Origin of the sequence: Methanoculleus chikugoensis, from assembly GCF_900095385.1 — an archaeon.
Lineage (GTDB): Archaea > Halobacteriota > Methanomicrobia > Methanomicrobiales > Methanoculleaceae > Methanoculleus > Methanoculleus chikugoensis_A.
Genome location: NZ_FMID01000011.1, coordinates 20,540 through 40,186, shown reverse-complemented (window position 1 = coordinate 40,186; position 19,647 = coordinate 20,540). Strand labels below are relative to the sequence as shown.

Annotated in this window: 20 protein-coding genes; 6 read left to right on the top strand and 14 right to left on the bottom strand. The window is 62.2% G+C overall.

Annotation, left to right across the window (positions count from 1 at the left end; translation table 11 throughout):
• Positions 1-439: 439 nt before the first annotated feature.
• A complete protein-coding gene (locus tag L21_RS13740; protein ID WP_143727188.1) occupies positions 440-655 on the top strand; it encodes a hypothetical protein in 216 nt (71 codons plus the stop codon).
• 60 nt (positions 656-715) lie between these two features.
• Here the strand turns inward: L21_RS13740 and L21_RS02285 are convergent, their stop codons facing one another.
• The 3 genes from L21_RS02285 to L21_RS02275 form a co-directional block, all read right to left on the bottom strand.
• Complete coding sequence (locus tag L21_RS02285) at positions 716-1,471, bottom strand: hypothetical protein (RefSeq protein WP_074368880.1); 756 nt, start codon at positions 1,469-1,471, stop codon at positions 716-718.
• A gap of 244 nt (positions 1,472-1,715) precedes the next feature.
• Positions 1,716-4,892 (bottom strand): hypothetical protein, encoded by a 3,177-nt coding sequence (locus tag L21_RS02280; protein ID WP_256712029.1) that lies wholly within the window; start codon positions 4,890-4,892, stop codon positions 1,716-1,718.
• A gap of 5 nt (positions 4,893-4,897) precedes the next feature.
• Positions 4,898-5,905, bottom strand: coding sequence for a hypothetical protein (locus L21_RS02275; RefSeq protein ID WP_074368878.1), 1,008 nt, complete (start codon positions 5,903-5,905; stop codon positions 4,898-4,900).
• A gap of 275 nt (positions 5,906-6,180) precedes the next feature.
• Here L21_RS02275 and L21_RS02270 point away from each other — a divergent pair, with 275 nt between their 5' ends.
• Complete coding sequence (locus L21_RS02270; RefSeq protein WP_074368877.1) at positions 6,181-6,381, top strand: hypothetical protein; 201 nt, start codon at positions 6,181-6,183, stop codon at positions 6,379-6,381.
• 50 nt (positions 6,382-6,431) lie between these two features.
• Here L21_RS02270 and L21_RS02265 read toward each other — a convergent pair whose 3' ends face one another.
• The 3 genes from L21_RS02265 to L21_RS02260 form a co-directional block, all read right to left on the bottom strand.
• Positions 6,432-8,477 (bottom strand): M13 family metallopeptidase, encoded by a 2,046-nt coding sequence (locus L21_RS02265; protein WP_074368876.1) that lies wholly within the window; start codon positions 8,475-8,477, stop codon positions 6,432-6,434.
• A 238-nt stretch (positions 8,478-8,715) separates the two neighbouring features.
• Complete coding sequence (locus L21_RS14020; RefSeq protein ID WP_178377665.1) at positions 8,716-8,853, bottom strand: hypothetical protein; 138 nt, start codon at positions 8,851-8,853, stop codon at positions 8,716-8,718.
• 170 nt (positions 8,854-9,023) lie between these two features.
• Positions 9,024-9,647 (bottom strand): DUF2115 domain-containing protein, encoded by a 624-nt coding sequence (locus tag L21_RS02260; protein WP_074368885.1) that lies wholly within the window; start codon positions 9,645-9,647, stop codon positions 9,024-9,026.
• Between the two features lie 217 nt (positions 9,648-9,864).
• On the opposite strand from L21_RS02260, the gene L21_RS02255 reads away from it, so the two are divergent.
• On the top strand, positions 9,865-10,524 hold the full coding sequence (locus L21_RS02255; RefSeq protein WP_074368875.1) for a YczE/YyaS/YitT family protein: 660 nt from the start codon (positions 9,865-9,867) through the stop codon (positions 10,522-10,524).
• 111 nt (positions 10,525-10,635) lie between these two features.
• Here L21_RS02255 and L21_RS02250 read toward each other — a convergent pair whose 3' ends face one another.
• From L21_RS02250 to L21_RS02235, 4 genes are all read right to left on the bottom strand, one after another.
• Positions 10,636-11,898, bottom strand: coding sequence for a hypothetical protein (locus L21_RS02250; protein ID WP_074368874.1), 1,263 nt, complete (start codon positions 11,896-11,898; stop codon positions 10,636-10,638).
• Positions 11,899-11,985: 87 nt separating this feature from the next.
• Positions 11,986-12,465: a cache domain-containing protein gene (locus L21_RS02245; protein WP_256712025.1), complete on the bottom strand. Its 480-nt coding sequence runs from the start codon at positions 12,463-12,465 to the stop codon at positions 11,986-11,988.
• A 201-nt stretch (positions 12,466-12,666) separates the two neighbouring features.
• Positions 12,667-13,161, bottom strand: coding sequence for a hypothetical protein (locus L21_RS02240; RefSeq protein ID WP_074368872.1), 495 nt, complete (start codon positions 13,159-13,161; stop codon positions 12,667-12,669).
• Positions 13,162-13,266: 105 nt separating this feature from the next.
• Positions 13,267-13,599 (bottom strand): hypothetical protein, encoded by a 333-nt coding sequence (locus L21_RS02235; protein WP_256712023.1) that lies wholly within the window; start codon positions 13,597-13,599, stop codon positions 13,267-13,269.
• A gap of 141 nt (positions 13,600-13,740) precedes the next feature.
• Between L21_RS02235 and L21_RS02230 the strand changes: the two genes are divergently transcribed.
• The 3 genes from L21_RS02230 (at position 13,741) to L21_RS02220 (ending at position 15,989) form a co-directional block, all read left to right on the top strand.
• Positions 13,741-14,277, top strand: coding sequence for a PRC-barrel domain-containing protein (locus tag L21_RS02230; RefSeq protein ID WP_256712021.1), 537 nt, complete (start codon positions 13,741-13,743; stop codon positions 14,275-14,277).
• Positions 14,278-14,369: 92 nt separating this feature from the next.
• Positions 14,370-15,629: a chloride channel protein gene (locus L21_RS02225; protein ID WP_074368870.1), complete on the top strand. Its 1,260-nt coding sequence runs from the start codon at positions 14,370-14,372 to the stop codon at positions 15,627-15,629.
• A gap of 99 nt (positions 15,630-15,728) precedes the next feature.
• Entirely contained in the window at positions 15,729-15,989 is a 261-nt protein-coding gene (locus L21_RS02220) for a DUF3303 domain-containing protein (RefSeq protein WP_074368883.1), read from the top strand.
• A gap of 6 nt (positions 15,990-15,995) precedes the next feature.
• Here L21_RS02220 and L21_RS02215 read toward each other — a convergent pair whose 3' ends face one another.
• From L21_RS02215 to L21_RS02200, 4 genes are read right to left on the bottom strand one after another with little or no spacing between them, the layout of a single operon-like run.
• Positions 15,996-16,784: an ABC transporter ATP-binding protein gene (locus L21_RS02215; protein WP_074368869.1), complete on the bottom strand. Its 789-nt coding sequence runs from the start codon at positions 16,782-16,784 to the stop codon at positions 15,996-15,998.
• Positions 16,784-17,836 (bottom strand): FecCD family ABC transporter permease, encoded by a 1,053-nt coding sequence (locus L21_RS02210; protein ID WP_074368868.1) that lies wholly within the window; start codon positions 17,834-17,836, stop codon positions 16,784-16,786. Before L21_RS02210 ends, L21_RS02215 begins: the two co-directional genes overlap by 1 nt.
• A gap of 10 nt (positions 17,837-17,846) precedes the next feature.
• Positions 17,847-19,052, bottom strand: a complete 1,206-nt coding sequence (locus L21_RS02205; protein WP_074368867.1) for an ABC transporter substrate-binding protein — start codon at positions 19,050-19,052, stop codon at positions 17,847-17,849.
• Positions 19,049-19,564 (bottom strand): hypothetical protein, encoded by a 516-nt coding sequence (locus L21_RS02200; protein ID WP_074368866.1) that lies wholly within the window; start codon positions 19,562-19,564, stop codon positions 19,049-19,051. The genes L21_RS02205 and L21_RS02200 overlap by 4 nt, the downstream gene beginning before the upstream one ends.
• Positions 19,565-19,647: the final 83 nt, after the last annotated feature.

Genomic DNA, 19,647 nt, shown 5'->3' with positions numbered 1-19,647 from the left:
ACCCCCGGGGCGATCTCATGCAGTCACTAATTCGTGCAAGCCTCTCCTGCACAGATGCCCGGCCTATACATTACTGGTGATGATACCGTTATGAGACTGTGCAGTAGGTTGCTGCTGCACAAATGCCCTGGCCGGATATCTTCATGCAGAAGACAGGTTCCATCCGGATGAATTCATGTATCACGGCGACACATGTGGCGGATGATGAAAAGAAGTCAAAATATGTTGATTATTATTCAACAGGATATCCACGGTCGGCAACTCTAAAACATACTACTTCCATGTTCCATGCCTGCAAATAGCTGCTCTTTAGTGCCGGTTACGTCGAGAAGAGCCGCGAGTGCCTCATTGCCGCCATCGAAGATTCAGTTTGGCAGGATTAGATAGACAGGAAGTCGCGTATCGAAAAATTATTCCACAAACAGCCCAAGTTCTGAGTGTGACCGATACAAGCCGGGCTATAACAACAATAAGTTGCCCTGACTGCGGTTCTGCGGTTCAGATTACGGCCGAGCACTTTAGAAACAACAAACCGATCGTCTGCGGCGGCTGCGGCAGGGTAGTGACCCTTCGCGGCGCCGACGGATCGGTTGAGGACCGCCTAAAAGAGTTCAGGGCGGCGGCTGAAGACCTCGACCGCCGCACGAAGCGCTGACCGGGACGGTCCGGCCGTACCGATAAAAATAGCCGGAGGAGGGCTCCTCCTCGTATCCCGTTATCCCCTGACTCCGGCTGTGGCGGTCGGGATCTTGACTTCAAATCCCAGAGCGCGTTCAAGGGAATTCATTAGATCGTCGAAGAAGGTGAAGACCGGTTCGAGCAGCTCCTGGGGTTTCTCTTTCTGCTCAACGCTGAGTATCCCTCCCTTATAGATCGTCCTTGTCCCGGAGTCCCAGATCTCAACGGTCACCTCACCATCTCTGACAAACAGGGTATCGCCGACAAGCAAGCTATCTCCTCTATATACAGGAAAGATCCGGGCATTTCTAAGGATCTCCGCTCTGCCCTGAATGAATGTCACCACTCCTGCTTCATCCTGTCCGTAATCCACGTAAACTATCCCGCTGCCCGTCGGGGTTTCCGTCACCTCGGGAGCCGCCGCCTGTCCGGAGCCGCCGCCTGCCCGTTCGATCAGGACTGCGGTTCCCCTGGTGCCTCCGCCGAGCATCGTCTTGTCACTCCTGTCGACCAGCTGGATGTCCGCAAACGAGCCGCGCTGCAGGGTGATGATGTCTTTATGGCGCAGCGTGTCGCCCACACCGGCAGGCTGAACGCTCGTGCCGCGGGTAATGGTGATGGAATACGCACCGATATCCGAAGCCGGGGTGATCGAGACGATTCGACCGAGAACCTCCTCGCTCGTGTATACCTGCAGTGTGGTATGCGAGCCGGCCTGCGCCGCTGCCGGCGGAACGCAGAGTATGAGGAGCCCGAGGATGAGGAGAAGACAACACTTCGATAGGGATTGCATAATAGTGAATGAGATATCTCGTATAAAAAAATATAGTAAACAGAAACGCCGGATGTAAATGATATTGGTGGATTCTGGGGCTCAAGGAAAAATAATGTCAATAAACGCCGGCGTCCCGGTAAAGAATATGGAATCCGCAATGGTCCAGCTGTATCACGAAACCCGTGTGACACCGCCCGCGATGCCCCTTCGCGGGACGGTTCCCTGCCGCCCGACAGCGTCGGGCGAACATAAAAAAAGAAGATTATCCGATCCGCTGGTTGGTCTTTGGATCCATGTAGAGCGGGTCGCGCCGCTCGGCGGCTTCCCCGAGTTCCGCGGTCGGGAAGGGGAACGTCTCGTAGAGCGACGTGAAGATGTACTCCAGGAGTTTGTCGGCCGCTTTGATCGGGTTTATGACGACGTACCAGTCGATCTCCCGCTCTGAGCCGGGCACATCCACCGTCACCTTCACATAGAGGGTCTCGGCGGCCGCCTTTCCTAACTCCTCCGTCACGTAGGACGCGCCAAAGCCGAAGAGCCCCTCGACGTACTTCTGGAGGGCGCTGCCCACCGCTGCATCCTCCATGAGGGTGTTCACGCCCGGAACCGCGAGTTTGCCTTCGGGCATCATCTCCTCGAGCATCTTCACCGCCGACGAGTCCAGGAGTTTCGAGATGCTCGATGTCGGATCGTCGAGTTTGTCCTTGAGGAAATTGCCGAACTTGTTCGAGAAGAACTCGAGCGATATGTCGGAGAACGACGAGATGATCGCGTTGTACAGGCTGCGTTTCCCGTTCTCGTCGAGATCGAAGGTGTAGTGGCGCACCAGGTTGAAGACGCAGAGCCCCGCGATCACCTGGGCGAGCTTCTTCGGATTCGCTTTGCCGATATCCTCGAAGCACGACTTGGTGTAGTTCTCGATCATCTCCGAGATGTGCACACCGACCTTGATCTCGTCCCAGTTCACCCCGTTGCCCATGAAGAGGTCGGCCGAGAGTTCGCCGATCAACTCGACCGTAAGCTCCTTTGTGGGGGTGAGGATCGCCTCTCCCGCAGGCCCCGTGTAGATGGTCATGAGGTAGGAGAACGCCTGGTCGCCGAACCACTTCACGACGGAGAGGAAGGTGATCCAGTCGTCCATGGTATCGGCGGTCTCCATGAAGTCCGCCGACTCCTGTGTGTAGTAGACGATCGAGTCGTAGACGATCTTCTTGCTCATCAGGCGGAGCTCGGCGGCAGTGAAGTTCTGCACGTTCTCCCGCAGGAACCGGGCGGTGTCGGGGTTGATGCCGAACTTCTGGATTCTCTTCTTCAGGTTCGCAAGTTCCGTCTCGCGGTCCTTGCGCACCCCGAGTTTGTCGCCGATGAGGCGGATCGGGAGATCGAGCTCGTAGGTCTCGTCGCCGTACTCGCAGGTGATCGGGAGTTCCAGGAAGTAGGGGTTCTGCTCGTCCTCGCCGATCTGCTGGGCGGGGGTGAACTTGTAGGCCTTGTTGGTGTTGTCCGGCTTCTTCTCGATGGTGTACTTGAACCTCGATGCAAGGACCTCCGTTCTCGGGTCGGTTCCCTTGAGTTCGCCGAACACCGGCGTGTACTCCGTCCCGTCCAGGAGTTTCACCACTTCCTTCTCGCCCTCGCTCACCCTGACGGCGAGGTTCACGATGAAGCCGGTCGGCTGGACGTCGTCCTCTTCCGTGTCCAGGTCGTCGTAGGCCGCGAACCGGGCGTGCCCCTCGTCGTCGTAGACGACGTCGGTGACGCTGATGCCCTCTGGGTAGAAGATCACCGTGAACGCTTCCTCGACGACCCCGTCATCCTCGGTGGTGGCGATGACCCTCGCGCCGTACCTCGTCACCTGGGCTCCCTTCTCCGGGAGCGCACTCGTGTTGACGATCTTTGCGATGTAGTGCGTCTCGTCGATCTTCTCCAGGGAGCTCGTGAACGGCGCCTCGTCGAGTTGCTTGATCTCGATCTCCTTTGGCGGTTCGATGAAGTCGACGAGTTCGACCTCGACGTCGTAGGTCAGGTTGTCGCCGTAGAGGACGTTCAGCCGCAGGTCCATGGCCTCCCCCTGCTCGGGGAACTTGATCCTCGGCTCGCCGATGATCCGGAAGTGGATGTTGTTCGTGAATGACCCGCCCTTCCCGGTGTAGGCCACCCTGACGATGCCCTCTTCCGCGAGTTCGTTCTCGTCGGCAGATACGAACGCTCCCATGTAGCCGCCGGTGAACGTCGGGTCCTCGACCCGGAGGCCGCCGCCGGAGGTTATCGAGAGCGTCGCGGTGAGGTCGTCGCGCTCGATCTCCTCGCCCTCCGCGGTGGTCTCGATCATCTGGGCGTATATGGTCTCGGGACTCTTCCCGCAGACGATGTAATCCTCGAAGTCCTTGCGGATCCTCATCCGGTAGGTGCTGGTGCGCTCCGTCTCGCTGCCGCCCTTGCCGCCGCCGCCGGCCGCCGCTGCAGCGCCCGCAACCGCGGCTCCCGCGGCACCGATCCCGGTTATAACCGCGAGCGGTATGCCGTAATCGCTCTCACCGGAGCCGCCGCCCGGAGTGTTTATGGAGAAGGCGCCGCCGCCGTACCCGCCGAAGACCTCATCGTAGTTCCCGACGATGAGCGTCCCCTTTGCGTTCGCCGCATCGGCGATGACCGAGTCCACGACCTCGTTCGCTTCCTGGTACGCCTTCTTCATCTCGGAGCGTGCCGTAGCCACCTGGCTCTCCGAGGGATACGGATCATACGTCAAACTCCGGCCGTTGTCATGTTCGAGGCCGACATGGCCCCGTATCTTGAAGTAAGCGAGCCCTGAGCCCGCCGGGTAGAAGTCCTCGCGGATCACGTAGTAGGTGAACGTGTTCTCCAGGTGGTTGTCCGTGACGACGCCGCCGGCCGCCCAGTTGGAGTCATCCCTCAACTCGCGCACGCCGATGACGCGGTGTCCGTTTATGGTCGTATCCACGTACTCGATCTTAGCGCTGGAAGTCTCAACCGACTTCTCGAGCACGGTCTGTATGTAGCCGGCATACTCGCCCACCGTCCTGTACTTCTGGTTGATACCGAACTCGGTGAACATATAGCGGCCGGCAGTGACTGTTCCCGTAATCTGCCTGATCTCGCCGCCGCCTGCGTCGCCCTGGTAGGTGTAGCTGTAGACGTCTGTCGGGATCTCGGTCAGGACAAGCCGTTCTGCCTCGGGGTCTACCTTCCCGAGGTTGCCGATGATCAACAGCGTGTTCTCGGTCGCAAGGAGTTCGTCCGTCCCTTTCTTGTAGACGCCGATCGGCATCTCGACGACGAACCCCTCGTCTTCCATGCTGTGGATATACTTGCTCGCCAGTTTGTAGTCGTAACTGTTGGTATCGGTGAGCGAGTAGCTTGCAGCCGCGGTTCCGGAGAGGAGTGAGGCTGCAAGGAGGACAAGCAGCAGTCTTGCCATCGGCCTCATGCCGGGACACCCCCCGCCTGCTTCTGAACGGTGACCATGAGGACGGCGCCGACCGCCAGGAGGAGGAACCCGGCGATGTAACAGGTGTACCCCCCGAAGACGGAGAGGACGACCCCGAGAGCAAACCCTCCGGCCCATCCCGCCATCACCTGCGTGACCAGCCCGGAATCGGCCCTGCCCTCTTTTGCAAAGGCTGCGGCAACGACCTGCCGAACGCAGCCCGCCCGGTTCGCCAGCGCACGGGCCGCGATGAGGAACGCCACGATCCCCACCATGCAGTTCATGATCGTCGACGTCCCCGCAAGGAAGTTGTAGACGAAGAGGGCCGCGCCGCCGCCGACGAGAAGAGGGGCGATCGATGTGATATCCCACCGTTGCCCGGAGAACTGCGCGGCAAAAGACCGGATGCTTGCGACGATGCTCTCGCCGGAGATCCCGCCGACGATGAGCAGCGTCGCGAAGTAGGCGATCAGGCCCTTCCCGATGAGGCCGCCGATGAACCCGGGCACCCCGCCGGAGAGCCCGCCCCGCGCGAAGGTCAGGAAGGAGAGGGACTGGACCGCCGCCGGGTTGAATCCCAGGGCCGGGAGGATGGTCAGGGCAAACCAGACCAGGGCCATGACTCCTGCGGTGATCAGGAGTTTCTTATTCGTTAAACCGCTCTTGAAGCCGTCGATCCTCTTCTGCACGCATCCTTTCACGACCCCGCCTGCAGAATGATTGACCGCAATCTCCGCCGCTGCATCGTCTGCCGTGTCGGAGACGGAGAGTTCACCGGAGAGGACGTAATCACCCGCCTCCGCCGCTGCGTGAGCGTCGCCGTCCCGTGCATAGTTGCCGTCGTCTATACGGGGAGATGCTCTGGACTCCTCGCGCATCTCCGTGACACCCGCTGAGACCCTGGCCGCTGCAGAGTCGATCATCACGGTTGCCTTATCAGCAGCGCCGGATGCAATCTCCCCGGCCCTGCCAAAAATATCGTTCACCTTGTCGCCGTCTGCCATTACTGCTCGACGCTCCTGGAAATTTGTCTGCTCTGGGATTATCTGGTTAATATCCCTCAGAATCTGTGGTGTCGCAGAACCGGAGATATTTCCGAAAGGTAAATATTATATCATCGGTGTGACCCTATTTAACATATTCTAAATGTTTCGGTCGGGCGCGATGATGGAGACCTTGCCCGGGTCGGAACCCGGGCGCGCCTCCCCGTTCTGCCGCGGGATATATTTCAGAAGATTAATCCGGCCGCCGGGCTTTTTTACTCTTTGTGAGGGGCCGTATGGCCGGAAAGGGTGGAAACAATCTTACTGTTGCAGCCCGGCTGATGGCGATAGCAGTTGGGATGTTCCTTCTCTTTGGTATAGCAATGGAGTTCCTGGAAACATCGCTCGCACTTTTCTCGGTTCTCCTGCTGTACCTGGTCTACTGCGGATACATCCTGCCGGAGATTGATCGCCGGCGAGCGCCCGGACTCCTCTGAATCATGATCGGGCGGTTCAGGAGATGAAAAAGGGTGTATGGTAACGCCCGTCACCAGATGACGGGCCTCTCCTCGGCGTCCCGGTAGAGGACGTCGCCGGGCCGGATATCCGGGAAAGCGTCGTAGAACTCGGGGATGTTAAAGAGGACGCCGTTCACCCGGAACTTCTCCGGGGAATGGGGGTCGGTCAGCACCAGGTTCCGGAGCGAATCCTCCCGGTCGTTCGCCCTCCAGATGGTTGGGGCCGCGAGGAAGAACCACCGGTCCGCTGCCGGATCGGCCGACCCGTTCTCCGCCTTCTTCCAGGCGTGGTAGGCTATGGTCAGGCCGCCGAAGTCGGCGATGTTCTCCCCGAGGGTGAGGTTCCCGTTGACGTAAAGGCCGGGAAGCGCCTCGAACGCGTTGTACTCGGCGACGAGCAGGGCCGTCCGGTCGTTGAAGTTTGCGGCGTCCTCCTCCGTCCACCAGTCCTTCAGGTTCCCGTCTTTGTCGTACTGCCTTCCCTGGTCGTCGAAGCCGTGCGTCATCTCGTGCCCGATCACCCAGCCGAGCGCCGCGTAGTTGAAGGCGGGATCCGCATCGGGGTCGAATAACGGCGGCTGGAGGATGGCCGCGGGGAAGACCATCTCGTTTCCGGTCGGGTCGTAGAAGGCGTTCACCGTCTGCGGGGGGACGAACCAGATGCTCCGGTCGACCGGGCCGCCGACCTTCTCAAGCCCTTCGGGACCGTGGATGAAGGAGTGGGCCTTTGCGGCACGGACGTTTGCCACGTACGAGTCCGAGAGGTTCAGCCCGGAGTAGTCCGTCCATTGGTCGGGATACGCGATCTTCTCCCCCATGGCAGCAAGTTTCTCGTGGGCCGCGACCTTCGTGGGCTCGCTCATCCAGGCGAGGTCCGCTATCCGTTCGTCGAAGGTCTCGCGGATGGCAGCGACCATCCCCGATACCATATCCCGGGTCCGGGGGTCGACGTACCGGTCGACGTACGCCCGGCCCACCAGGTCGCCGAGGAGTTCGCTCTCCGTATTGACGACACGCTGCCACCGGGGCTTCATCTCCGGGACACCGTAGAGCGTCGTCTTGTAGAAGGCGAAGTGCTCCTCCTCGAACGACGCCCCAAGGTAGGGAGACGCCTGGTCGATCAGCCGGTAGCGCAGGTAGACCTTCCAGTCTTCGAGCGGAGCGGTCGCGAGCAGGGAGTCGAGTCCCTCCACGTAGCCCGGCTGGTAGACGTGTACCTCGCCGACCGGCCCGGAGCCCGGGATGGCGGCAAGGGTCCCCCACCCGATCGCCGGGAACTCTTCTTCCAGTTCGGCAAGCGTGTAAATGTTCGTGGTCTTCTGCGGGTCGCGGTTCTCCTCCGCACCGAGATGGGCCGCCGCAAGGGCCTTTTCCATCGCATAGACGGTCTCTGCGTCGGTGGCGGCCCGCCCGGCGGTCCCTCCTGCCAGCATCAGCACCCGGGCTATGTGCTCCCGGTAGGCATCCTGGAGTTCCACGCTCCCGATGTCGTTTCGGAGGTAGTAGTCCCGGTCCGGCAGCCCGAGCCCCCCCTGGTAAAGGGCCGGGACAACCTCGGTGCTGTTCTCGGGGTTAACCCCGGCCCAGTAGTAGTACGCCGGGGAAAAGCCCTGCTCCAGAAGAACGATCGTGGTCGCGGTCAGATCGGCACGGGAATCGATCCCATCGATCGCCAGAAGGAGATCGGAGATCCCGGAGAGCCCTTCCCGATCGATCGTCCCGTTATCCATCCCCGACAGGTAGAATCGACCGATGAGGGTGATGTTCCGGTCCGCATCCCTGGCCGGGACGGCCGAAGCGTTCAGGAAGAGGGCATGGAGGTCATTATCCACCCGGTCCTGCACCTCGGTGAACGTCGCGTAATACTGCTTATCGGCCGGGATAGGGTGCTCCGCCATCCATGCATCGTTCACGTATGCATAGAAGTCGTCGCCCGGATGGACGGATTCATTGAGGGCGAACTCGCTCTCGGGTGGCTGCGATACGGGTTCGGGGGTCGCCGTCCCGGACGGGGCGGAGCACCCCGCGCAGGCGAGAACGGCGATAAGGAGAACGGTCAGAAGGACGTGTTTCACATGGAGAGTGCTCTTTTTGCGGGAATAAGGGTTGTGATCCGCCGCAACGGCCGTCGTTCAGGACTCCGGGAAATCAAGCCGCAGCCCCACCGCGCTTCCTCCCGGCCGTTTCCTGCAGTATTCCCTCGGGCCCCTTCGAGGGCGAGGGCGGTCTCGACCGGGAGTTCTGCGGCTGAGAGGGATCTATTCTTTCAATTAACCCATATGAAGCGATAAAAAAGTGGCTATCCCGTGAAGATCACTTGATCTTCTTCTGGAGTTTCTTGAGTTTCTTCTTGGCGGCCTCGCTGCCCCCGGCCGCCTGTTGCGCGAGTTCTTCTGCCTTGGCCTTCTTTGCCCTGTTCAGTTTTTCCAGTTGTTTCTTGCTCGTCGGCATACAGGTACCTCGCCACGTCTCTGGCTGGTTCTATATCTTTCTTCTTTCGTATAAATACCCCTGTAGCGCTGTACCGATCAAGAAAAGGATGCCGGGTTCGCCGTCCTTTCAGCTCTCTTCGTGGGCGGCGGTCCAGTCCGGCCGGGCGCGGTCGGTGCGCCTGAGGGGGATCACCCCTCCTTGGTCTGCAGTGCGGGGCAGAAGTTGCAGATCGAGAACGGAACCTCCTTCTCGCGGTCGCGGATGAGACAGTAGAACGAACCGTTGCGCTCTTCGACCCGGAACCCTCCCGGAAACGGTGTCCCCACCGGGTGACCCGGCTGGTCGAGCACAAACATCGTAAAAGCCGATATCAGGTAGTAGAAGGCCCGGTGCCGGGGTGTGAAACGAAACGGTATTCGTTCTGCGGATTCATCCCAGCGGAAGCAGCCGTCGGGGATCATATCGCAGAACTCGAGGAACGTCTCACGATCGGTGATCGGCTCGGTCATGGAGAGGAACCGGCCCGACCGGTGCATGGCGAGAAGCTGGTGGTGAGCGCCGAAGAGCTGCTCGGTGATGTAGGGGCGGACCCGGCTCCGGTAAGGCTCGGGCAACCGCACCATCTCCGCGTACAACCTTCCCCCGAGGATCTGGAGATCCCCGAGCGTGTAGCGGCCGACTCCTCCGGCGAGGATCAGCCCGAGCTCGCCCTTCGTCGTCGCGGCCGCCATTCGCCGCGCCATCTCCACGATTTCACCTGCTTCGTCCCTTGCTGCGGTCTCCTGATCTGAGGAACTGCTCTCCGTCGGCATGGTTTCTGCATGGAAGATCTGCATCCGGGATCGCTTATCTCTTCCCCGGGAATACGGTGATCGGACCCCCTTCCACCGCCTCAGAGGGTATCCCCCCAAAGAGGCTACGCCAGAAATATCCCCATCGATCGACCGGGCGGGTGATACGGCCCCTGTGGAAGCCCCGGAACCGCCAACGTATATCGTCGCGCAAGTCCCATTATATATCCCCTCAATCATGATAACGAGAACTACAATTAAACGATATGCTCTTCTGGTCGCCGGGCTCTTCTTCATGGGCCTCGGCATAAGCCTCATCACGAAGTCATACCTCGGGACATCCCCGATATCGAGCATCCCGTATGTCCTCTGCCTGATATTTCCCGTCTCCATCGGCGCATTCGCCTTCTTACTCGGCGTCTTCTTCCTTCTCCTCGAGATCCTGATACTTGGAGAGGATTTTCCGAAGATACAGATCCTCCAGATCTTCGTGGGCCTGCTCCTCGGCGCCTCGATCGATCTCAGCATGCACCTCCTCTACTTCGTTGAGCCTGTCGCGTATGCCGGGAGGATCGCCACGCTGCTCGCAGGGTGCGTCGCCCTGGCCCTCGGGGTCTACCTGGAGGTCTCGTCAAAGACGTTCGTCTATCCCGCCGATGCAATCGTGAAGATCATTGCAGACAAAGCCGGCAAAAAATTTGGACACACGAAGATTGCCTTCGACACGACGCTCTGCTGCACTGCGGGCGTGATCTCGTATGCCTCCTTTGGAACCCTGGAAGGCCTCGGGGAAGGAACGATAATCTCCGCGCTGCTCGTAGGCTATATTATCACGGCGATCAGCACCATATTCGTCTATTTTAACATCGGAAAGAACCCGGATTCTGCGAAGAGTTAGATGGGCCCCGGAGACTCAAGACTCCCTTTTTTCAGCCATTCCCGGAATTCCCGGAGATCGGGAATATCCGGGCCTTGTACCAGAATCCCGGCCCACCCCGGCCGCGCACCCTTATGCCGCCGCCTCGTCGACCGGTGTCCTTCTGCGGCCGCCGTCCGCCGTCCCGGCAACGCGCATGAGGGCGCCGACGTCCGGCGTCACCATACAGACGGGGAAGTAGCCGAAGAGCGATGCGTAGTCGATCTTGAGCGCCCGGTACCGGGTCAGGTCGAGGGTTATCCGTTCAAGGTCTTCGGCCATCCGCGGGGTCACTCCGTCACAAAGCGACGCCTGAGCAAGGCCGTCGATGGCCGGGAGCACCTCTTCGCGGATCGTCGCGATCCTGGATGACAGGAGGGAGTGGACGAGCGTGCGGCTGTAGCCTCCCTGGAGATGCCGCACGACGATCGTCTGCGTCAGAAAGATGAGGGCGAACATGCCGGCCCCGAGCTCGATATCGGCCTCGGCCGAGATGAAACTGTTGTAGGTCACTCCGGGGAGAACGATCGCCGCGATGGAGATAAGGCCGGCAACGGTCGTCACGACGGCGGCGGTGAGCGCATACTTCAGCCCCTGGGTCCAGGCCTCGTTATACCGCTCCTTGATGCGGGACTGCATCCCGAGTATCCCCGCGAAGAAACCCCGCGAATACGGCTGGACGTACACGATAGCACCGTAGAAGACGATGATTGCGACGGACTGGATGGTGACGATCACGGCGGAGTACGGAGCGAAATCGCCGTTTGCGAGCCAGCCGAGAAGTGCAAAGGCCGATGAGAGGGAGAAGAGCACGAGAAATCCCGGGGCGAGCGGCTGGCAGTTGATGAAGAAGAGGTTCCAGCCGAGCTCATAGAGGGAGTTCCTCTGCTCTGTGAGGCGTTTGAGTCTCTCCATCATCTCAGCAGGGACGGCGGCGCCTTTTTCGAGACTCTCCCACGATATGATCTCTTCGAGGCTTTTTCGCTCGCGATCTTTGAGGTCGATGAGATACCTGACATAGGACTTCAGATCGCCCGTATCGGTCGGGAGCAGGAGGAGGAAGGGGTTTATCATCAGGAATATGAAGGACGCCATGATCCAGTAGAGAAAATACTCCCGGGTGTATGCGAGCAGAAGGCCCAGGTTGACCAGTACCGCCGCAGCGAGGATGGGCGATGTGTAGTCAAGGCTCCATCTCGTCCCGGTAAGGGTGGTGAGGTCGTCCTCCGCCGTATTCAGGATCATCGCCGCCCCGGTCCGGGTGCGGGCAACCTGTCGTGAGAACTCTTCTGGCGGGATCGCCGGGTTCTCCGCCGCTTTATTCCTCCCGAACCGATCCCCGTACGGCAGTTTCATCGATCATAATTTCTCCGGGCTACGTATAAAAAAAAGGGTTTTCTCACCGGGCGACCGGCCTCCCGGTTGAGGACGGGTCTCCCCGCCTCACCCGGCGATCTCAGGGTCCGCCGGACCGGTATAGATCCCGGATCCCAGCCACCAGTTCTCGTCCACCTGCACCGCATACGCCAGTTTTGACTCGAGCGTCCGGTCGCGTGTGGGGTTGATGTATGCAATCCGGTGGAAATTCTCCCCGTTCCTGATAGCGGCATTCATCTCTACAAGAAATGTCCCTACACCCCCCTCGGTCTCATTCAGGCGGTTGACGCCGACCTTCTCCGGGTTGACCGGGTGGGCGAGCGTGGTGCCGTTGAAGTCATACGCGTAGATGTAGAGTTCACCCTGGATGAACGAGCCGTTCGGGTCGTTAAACTCGGCAAGAGCGGCGTCTTTACCATTCTCATTCACGTAAGCAACCGCACTCTCGACGAAGGCGACAAGCGTCTCGTTTGAGGTGTAGTTCCCCTGCTCTCCGGCATCGGCGCCTTCCGGCGTCGAGGTGTTGAGAGCAGGCTCACTCTGCATGCAGCCCGGAGTTATCAAAGCCAGGCCGAGAATAAAGAGGGCCAGAAGCGAAATAGAGATTTTCTTCATCCTATCAGGTAAAATGTCCTGGTAGTTATATTTTACGGGGATAGGGGCGAGAAAACCCCTTATCCGGCGGTTTCAACCCGGGATACTGACTATTACCTGGTTGAGGGACTCGAGAGCGGGGTGCTCCGGGCCCTACCGTCCCCCCACCCCGCTCGCCGCCCGCTCCGTCAGCCACGAGTAGAACTTTCGGTGCCAGAACGGCACGTCGATCGGCCGGGAGAGCGACTGCCAGGCCGCCCACATGAGCCGGTCGGAGAGGCTCTGCCACTCGCCCGCCCGCTTGACCAGATCGTCCGCCGGCTGCCCTACCGCGTGCAGGATCTCATGCCAGATGCGGAGGACGAGCGCTTCGTCGTCCGTGTCCTCGCGCGTGACCCGGACGCTCGCCCGCATGTGCATCCCGCCCCCGAGCGCCCGGGCAGGGATCTCGTCGTCGAAGACGTAGATGGTTCCTTCCGGAACCGGGAACGGGAAGCTCTTCCACATCGGGTCCTTCTGGTCGAAGTAGCGGACCTCCGGGGTGCCCGTCCGGACGGTGAACTCGAAGAACGGCGGGATGAGCCTCAGGTGCGGCTCAAGCCTCCGCCGCAGATCTTCGGTCTTAAAGAAGAGGTCGAAGTGAGGCATCGGGTGCGCATGGGTGCGCGTGCTGATAAATCATGGGGTCTCTCCGGGAGCAGCCCCGGCGAGCCGCCGGGCACCGTCCGCCTTCCGGGGATACTCACCGGTTGGTTATCCCCGGTTTCCGCCCTGCGACGGATTCCGGGCGAGCTTCTCCTGCCGATCGTCGATCCAGGCCCGGGTCCAGACCCGGAGATCGCCGATGCTCGCGGACCCCTGCCGGTCGCGCATCGTCCGCAGGTGTTCCTCGAGTTCATCGGCCATGGAAAATATCAACTCCTCGGATGCCTCTTCCGGCAACGCCCCTTCCGCACGCAGGCGGGCAGCGCCCAGGTCCAGAAAGTGCTGCAACTCGCCTGTTGCCTGGAGGATCGTGGTGAGATCCAGTTTGACAGTAGGCCCCATGAAGAGGGGATTGTCGCACCCCGTAATAACTTCATCCATTTCACTCAGGCTCCTTATGGGGCTTATTCTGAAGTAAAAACGGCAATTCGGTGCCTATTCCGGCAGGGGGCACCCCTCCCCGGAGACCGGGCCGCCTCCCGGTCGCGGTGTGCAAATCATTTTAAGGACTCCCGGCACTCAGTGCACGCCCCCCATGTGGGGCGTGTCCCCCTGGATACGGGGGCGATGGAGATGAAGAAGATGCAGGAGAGATCGGAGGTAATTCTCGAACGCAGGACGCGGACGGCCGGCGAGGAATGGTTTATGTCGGCCGACGACATCCTGGACAAAAACGTGATCAACCCGCAGGGAGACGACCTCGGGGAGATCTCGGATATGCGGATCGGGTTCCCCGAGGGCAAGGTGCAGTACCTGGTGCTCAGGTACGGCGGCGTGCTCGGCATGGCGGCAAAGAGGTTCGCCATCCCGCCGGAGGCCGTGATCTACCGCCCCGGCGACGACAACTTTGTCGTGAACATCGACAAGCAGCGGCTGGATGACCTGCCGGGCTTCGACGAGGACCACTGGCCCCGGGAGGCGGACTACAGCCTCATCCAGTCGGCCGGGACCATGACCCCGCCGACCCGCGAGGAGGCGGAAGCCATGCGGCGTGCGGAGACCCCGCCGCCCGATGTCGTGACGACCGAACGGGTCGAGACGCGGCCCCGGCGGAGGTAACCCCGGACAGCAGGTCCGGGGAACGGCTGTTTTTTCGGCGGACGGTTTGAACCGGCCGCACGATTGCCCGGAACGGTGATGCCGTGCCTGCGATGCCTGTCCCCGTAGACAGTTCGGGAACGCGAGCCGGCGGCCGGGAACGAACAGCGCCCCTCCGGCAGGTCGTCCTCATCGCCGTGATCGCGATCGCGTTCACGGTCGCCTACCTGAGCCTCTACGGGTTGCTCGACAACGCCGTCTGGTCCGAGAGCGGCTTCATGCACGGCGCCCCCTGGGCGATTCCGGCCGGGGTGCTGCTCTTCTCGCTGCTCGTCGGCCTCTGCCGCAGGTATCTGAACGCACCGACCGTCATCCACGGCGGGTTCACCGACTCGCTCAAAGGCGGAGGTGAGAGACCCGATTACCGGACGTTTCCCGGCGCCCTCCTCTCGTCGCTCTTCTCGCTCCTCTCCGGGGCAAGTGTCGGGCCGGAAGGAACCATCACCGTTCTCATCGGCTACGTCTCCTCGTACGTCCGCGACCGGCTCAGGATCGAGTCGCCCGGGGCCGCGCTCGGGCTCGACGTCGCCGCCCTGGCATCGGCGTTCAACGGGATCGTCGGCAACGTGCTCTTTACCGGGGTGTTTGCCACTGAATTCCAGGTCGGCGGGAACAAAAACGCCTTCCGGTTCCTCACCTGGAACCTGCTCGCCGGCACCGTCGGCTACCTCTTCTACCTGCTCCTGGGGCTCCCCTCCTTTGCGCGGAGCATCCCGTTCGAGCCGATCGGCGGGCTGCATCCCGGCTACATCCTCTGCGCGATCGCCCTCGGCATCCTCGGCTCGCTCCTCGCGGTCTTTGCGGGTGTCGCCATGCAGGCCGCCGGGACGATCATGGACAGGGTGTTCGGAGATGCAGTCGTCGCCCGCGTCCTCGCCGCCGGGACGATCATCGCGTGCGCCGGCTACTTCGTCCCGGAGGTGCTCTTCTCCGGGGAGGCCCAGTTGCACGGGATCATCGCCGACCCGGCCCGGCTCGGGGTCGGGATGCTGCTCGGCGTAGCGGTCTTGAAGATCCTCCTGCTCGCGCTCTCGTTCAAGAGCGGGTACATCGGCGGCCCCCTCTTCCCCATCATCTTCTCGTCGACGCTGATCGGGCTTGCCCTGCACCTCGTATTCCCCGGCATCCCGGTCGGGATCTTCGTCCTCTGCATCGAGGCCGCGGCCCTCACCCTCGCCCTCGGGGCGCCCCTGACCTCCATCCTCCTGGTCGCGGTCGTAGGGACGGCCGACCAGTACACGGTCGTCCTCCTCGTGATCTCCGCCGTCACCGCCATGGTCATCGCTGCCGCCGTTAAGGAGCGACCGGCATAACGGGCGGCCCGCCCTGCACCAGGTATTTATACCCGCGGCCCGTTGAAGCCACCTGCCCGATCCGGCGTGCCGGGCGGGAGACGGAGTGGGTGGTTTGCCATGCAGTTCATGAGTATCTTTTCCTGGGAGCCCGGGAGAACCGGCGAGGTCATGGAGATGCGGGCCGTGGAGAAGACCCCTGACGGGATGATCGTCATCAACGAGTGGCTTGATCTCGGCAGCAACACGGTCTTCCGGCTGGTCGAGGTGGAGGATCCCGCAGCACTCCTGAAAGCCGGCTATCCCTGGGGCGATCTCGGCTACACCGAGATGCACCCGGTCATGGAGGCGAAGGAGGCGCTGAAGCACCTGGGGAGGTAGGGGCCCTCACGCCCCTCCCCGGAGGCTGCCCGACCTGACCGGAACCATGTAGGGCGCCGCAAGATCCCGCTTCACCACCGCTTCGATGCCGTAGACCGCCCTGAGCATCTCCTCGGTGAGCACCTCGTCTGGAGCCCCGTAGCCGTAGACCGCCCCGGCCTTCATCACCATGAGGCGGTGGCAGTAGGTGGCGGCGAGGTTCAGGTCGTGGAGCGCGATGACGATCGAAAGGCCCTTCTCCTCGGCAAGCCCGCGGAGGACTTCCATGACCCCCATCTGGTGGCATACGTCCAGGTTGCTCGTCGGTTCGTCGAGGAGAATGGCGCCGGTCTCCTGCACGAGCGCCCGCGCAATCATCACCCGCTGGCGCTCCCCGCCGGAGAGTTCGCCGACCTTCCGGAGCGCGAGATCCCCGAGATCGAGGGCATCGAGCGCGGCAACCACCTTCTCCTCGTCGGTCCTGTTCACCGTCCAGTTCAGGTAGGGCCGCCTCCCCATCAGGACGGTCTCAAAGACCGTCGCCGCGGTCCGGTTCCCGGCCGACTGCGGCACGTAGGCCATCGCCTGCGCGACCTCGCGGCGGTGCATCGTGCGGATCGCCCGCTTATCAAGCATCACCCTTCCCCCGTCGGGGGTGAGCATCCCGTCGACGCACCTGATAAGCGTCGTCTTCCCGCACCCGTTCGGCCCCACGAGCCCGAGAACCTCGCCCGCGTCGACCGAGAAGGTGACCCCGTGAAGCACCCGGCGGTCGCGGTAGGAGAACGAGAGGTCTTCGACCGAGAGCCGGGGCATCAAGCATCCCTCCGGTGCATGAAGAGGTAGATGAAGAACGGCACCCCGAGGAACGCGGTCACGATACCGACGGGGAGGACCTGCGGCGCAAGGACGCTCCGCGCGACGCTGTCGGCACCGAGGAGGAGGAGCGCCCCCACCAGGCCGGAGGCGGGGAGGAGCGTGCGGAAGTCTCCTCCTATCGCCATCCGGGTGATATGCGGCGCGACGAGTCCGATGAACCCGATCGTCCCGGTGAAGCAGATGATCACCGCGGTGATCAGGGAGGCGATCATCATGAAGACGATCATCGAGCGCTCTACGGGCACCCCGAGACCGGCCGCCACCTCATCTCCTTCCGCGAGGGCGTTCAAATCCCAGGCGCGGTAGAGGAGGTAGGGTATGGTGCAGGCGAGGACGAGGCTGACGATGGCGAGTTTGGGCCAGGTGGACTTGTCGACCGAACCGAACGTCCAGAAGACCACCGCACGGAGCTGTTCGGCGCTGCCGACGTACTGCAGCAGCGACGTCACCGCGGAGAAGAGGTACATGATGGCGATACCGGCAAGCACCATCGTCTCGGATCCGATCCCCCGGTAACGGGCCATCCCGTAGATGGCGAGCGCCGCGAGCAGGGCGAAGAGGAAGGCGTTGCCGATGACGAGGTAATCTCCTCCGACGACCCCGGCGCCGAGGACGATCGCGATCGAGGCGCCGGTGGTGGCCGCCGAGGCGACCCCGAGGGTGAAGGGGCTCGCGAGCGGGTTTCTGAGGATCCCCTGCATGACGGAGCCCGCCACCGCGAGCCCGAACCCGGCACAGACTGCGAAGAGCACCCGGTGGAGCCGGTAGTCCCAGACGATGATCTCGGCCATCTCCGGTGCGGTGAACGTGCCGGGGAAGAGCCCGGCAAGGATCGCGAGGTAGGACTCGGCCACGGTGAAGTCGGCCGATCCGAGCGTGACCGCGATGCCGACGAGGATGACGAGGGCGGCGAGGAGTCCGCCGATGAAGAGGGCCCGGGTCTTCTTCAGCCGGGCGTATCCCTCCTGGATGACGACGTTCTGCTCCATGGCGCACCGGTCACGGGTAGACGAACGTCCCTTCGGACGCGAGGTCGAAGTCGATCCCCTGGAACCCGGTGAGGTAGCGCTGGTGGACGGCGTGCGGGTCGAGGTCGGCGAACCGGTCCGGGTAGAACCACTTCGCGAGGTAGGCCGTCCCGATGAAGTGCTGGGCGCCGCCGAGAATGTCGGAGTGGATGACGTGGACGCGGTCGTCCTTCACCGCGGAGATCTTCGACCACCCGGGCCGCTCGACGAGCGCCGACCGGATCGCATCGAGCGCTTCGGGATCGTGCCCCGCGTAGCCGCCGACGGCCAGGCCCTGCCCGGCCAATTTGACGACGACCTCGGGGTCCGCGACGAGGATCGCCTCGGGGTCGACGACGGGGTACTCCGCGGTTCCGACGGCGAAGGGGTTCTTCCCGCCGGCAAGTTCGGTCTTCTCGTTGTAGCCCGCGCTGGCGGCAACGGTCGTGTAGTCGAACCAGTACTCGAAGTAGACCCGGGTCTTCTCGTCGTCCGGGATCCCGGCCGTGCCGTCCCGGATCTGGTCCATCGTCGATTCATAATATGATGCGAACTCCTCTCCCCGTTCGGTCTCGTCGACGATCGAGGCGATGGTGCGGATCTCGTCCGCATAGGTGGCGGGCTTGAAGCAGTCGAACCGCAGCACCCGGATACCGGGGCTGCTCGCCTCGAGCCGCTGCTGGATGTCGTCGCAGGCCGCGGTGCTGATCGTCGCGTAGAGGAAGACCGTGTCCGGCTGCACAGAGATGACCTTCTCCATGTCGGGAGACCAGATCGACCCGACGTTCGCCTTATTTTGGCACTCGGGGAAGAAAGTGCTCTTCTCGTGGCTGTATTTGTCGACGGCGACGACCCTGTCCATATCGAACCCGAGCGACCGGAGGGTTTCGAGGGACTCGCCGCTGAAGGTCACTACCCGGCGCAGGGGACGATAAAGCGTCACGGTCTGCCCCGACGAATCGACGACCTCGCGGGGCTTTCCGTCCCAGCGGGCGTAGACCCAGGCGGCGTCGCGGATGTCGTCCCGATCGAGGTCCCCCGCCCCGCCCATATAAGCGGTATCGAGGTAGGCGAGGACGGCCGAGGCGTATTCACCGGAGGCAAGCACCCCGTCGCCGTCGGTGTCCCCCGGGATCCTGTCTGCTGCCGATGCCGGGACGGCGAGGAGCAGGAGGAGAACGAGGAGGAGTCGCTTCATCGCCGACCACCCCGTCCGGCGATGAGGAGGGCGGCAACCGTCGCAAGAACCGCGAACGGCGATGCGGCCTCCTGTGCGGCAGGCTTCTCGCCGCCGCTCTCCGCCGCCGTCTCGATACCGTCCACCGCGACGTGCGAGGCGGCTACCTCCCCCTCCGACTCACCGAGGAAGTCCTCCCACGTCCCGGTGATATCCCCGCTCCCGGAGGCGGGGGCGGTGACGGAGTAGGTTATGCGGGTCTCGTTCATCACGGCAAACCCGATCTTCTGCCCCCGGACGACGACCCGGTCGTCGGGGTGGTCGGTTCCCGCGAAGGCGTAGCCTGCCGGCAGCGTCTCGACCACCCCGCCGAGGTCGATGCCGTCGATCGAGAGCGAGACGGTAACGACCTCCCCCGCCCCCGGTTCGGCGGTCGAGAGCGTCCGGGTGACCGGTGCGCCGCAGACCACGGCCGGGACGAAGAGAAACAGAAGGAGGAGGCAGCAAAGACGGTTTGCCGGGAGACCTATCATGGGTTCTCGTTTGTCGATCAGGTAATATGAATGTTTCTTATTGTGCTAACAAGTCTGAAGATCGGGTCTTCAGAAGTATATCG

Excerpts from the sequence above, each read along its gene's own strand:
- L21_RS02220 (WP_074368883.1), top strand. The coding sequence starts at position 15,729 with ATGCAGTTCATGAGTATCTTTTCCTGGGAGCCCGGGAGAACCGGCGAG.
- L21_RS02250 (WP_074368874.1), bottom strand. The coding sequence starts at position 11,898 with ATGAAACTGCCGTACGGGGATCGGTTCGGGAGGAATAAAGCGGCGGAG.
- L21_RS02285 (WP_074368880.1), bottom strand. The coding sequence starts at position 1,471 with ATGCAATCCCTATCGAAGTGTTGTCTTCTCCTCATCCTCGGGCTCCTC.
- L21_RS14020 (WP_178377665.1), bottom strand. The coding sequence starts at position 8,853 with ATGCCGACGAGCAAGAAACAACTGGAAAAACTGAACAGGGCAAAGAAG.
- L21_RS02200 (WP_074368866.1), bottom strand. The coding sequence starts at position 19,564 with ATGATAGGTCTCCCGGCAAACCGTCTTTGCTGCCTCCTCCTTCTGTTT.
- L21_RS02260 (WP_074368885.1), bottom strand. The coding sequence starts at position 9,647 with ATGCCGACGGAGAGCAGTTCCTCAGATCAGGAGACCGCAGCAAGGGAC.
- L21_RS02255 (WP_074368875.1), top strand. The coding sequence starts at position 9,865 with ATGATAACGAGAACTACAATTAAACGATATGCTCTTCTGGTCGCCGGG.
- L21_RS02270 (WP_074368877.1), top strand. The coding sequence starts at position 6,181 with ATGGCCGGAAAGGGTGGAAACAATCTTACTGTTGCAGCCCGGCTGATG.
- L21_RS02215 (WP_074368869.1), bottom strand. The coding sequence starts at position 16,784 with ATGCCCCGGCTCTCGGTCGAAGACCTCTCGTTCTCCTACCGCGACCGC.
- L21_RS02205 (WP_074368867.1), bottom strand. The coding sequence starts at position 19,052 with ATGAAGCGACTCCTCCTCGTTCTCCTCCTGCTCCTCGCCGTCCCGGCA.
- L21_RS02245 (WP_256712025.1), bottom strand. The coding sequence starts at position 12,465 with ATGCAGAGTGAGCCTGCTCTCAACACCTCGACGCCGGAAGGCGCCGAT.
- L21_RS02275 (WP_074368878.1), bottom strand. The coding sequence starts at position 5,905 with ATGGCAGACGGCGACAAGGTGAACGATATTTTTGGCAGGGCCGGGGAG.
- L21_RS02280 (WP_256712029.1), bottom strand. The coding sequence starts at position 4,892 with ATGGCAAGACTGCTGCTTGTCCTCCTTGCAGCCTCACTCCTCTCCGGA.
- L21_RS02240 (WP_074368872.1), bottom strand. The coding sequence starts at position 13,161 with ATGCCTCACTTCGACCTCTTCTTTAAGACCGAAGATCTGCGGCGGAGG.
- L21_RS02225 (WP_074368870.1), top strand. The coding sequence starts at position 14,370 with ATGCCTGTCCCCGTAGACAGTTCGGGAACGCGAGCCGGCGGCCGGGAA.
- L21_RS02210 (WP_074368868.1), bottom strand. The coding sequence starts at position 17,836 with ATGGAGCAGAACGTCGTCATCCAGGAGGGATACGCCCGGCTGAAGAAG.
- L21_RS02235 (WP_256712023.1), bottom strand. The coding sequence starts at position 13,599 with ATGGATGAAGTTATTACGGGGTGCGACAATCCCCTCTTCATGGGGCCT.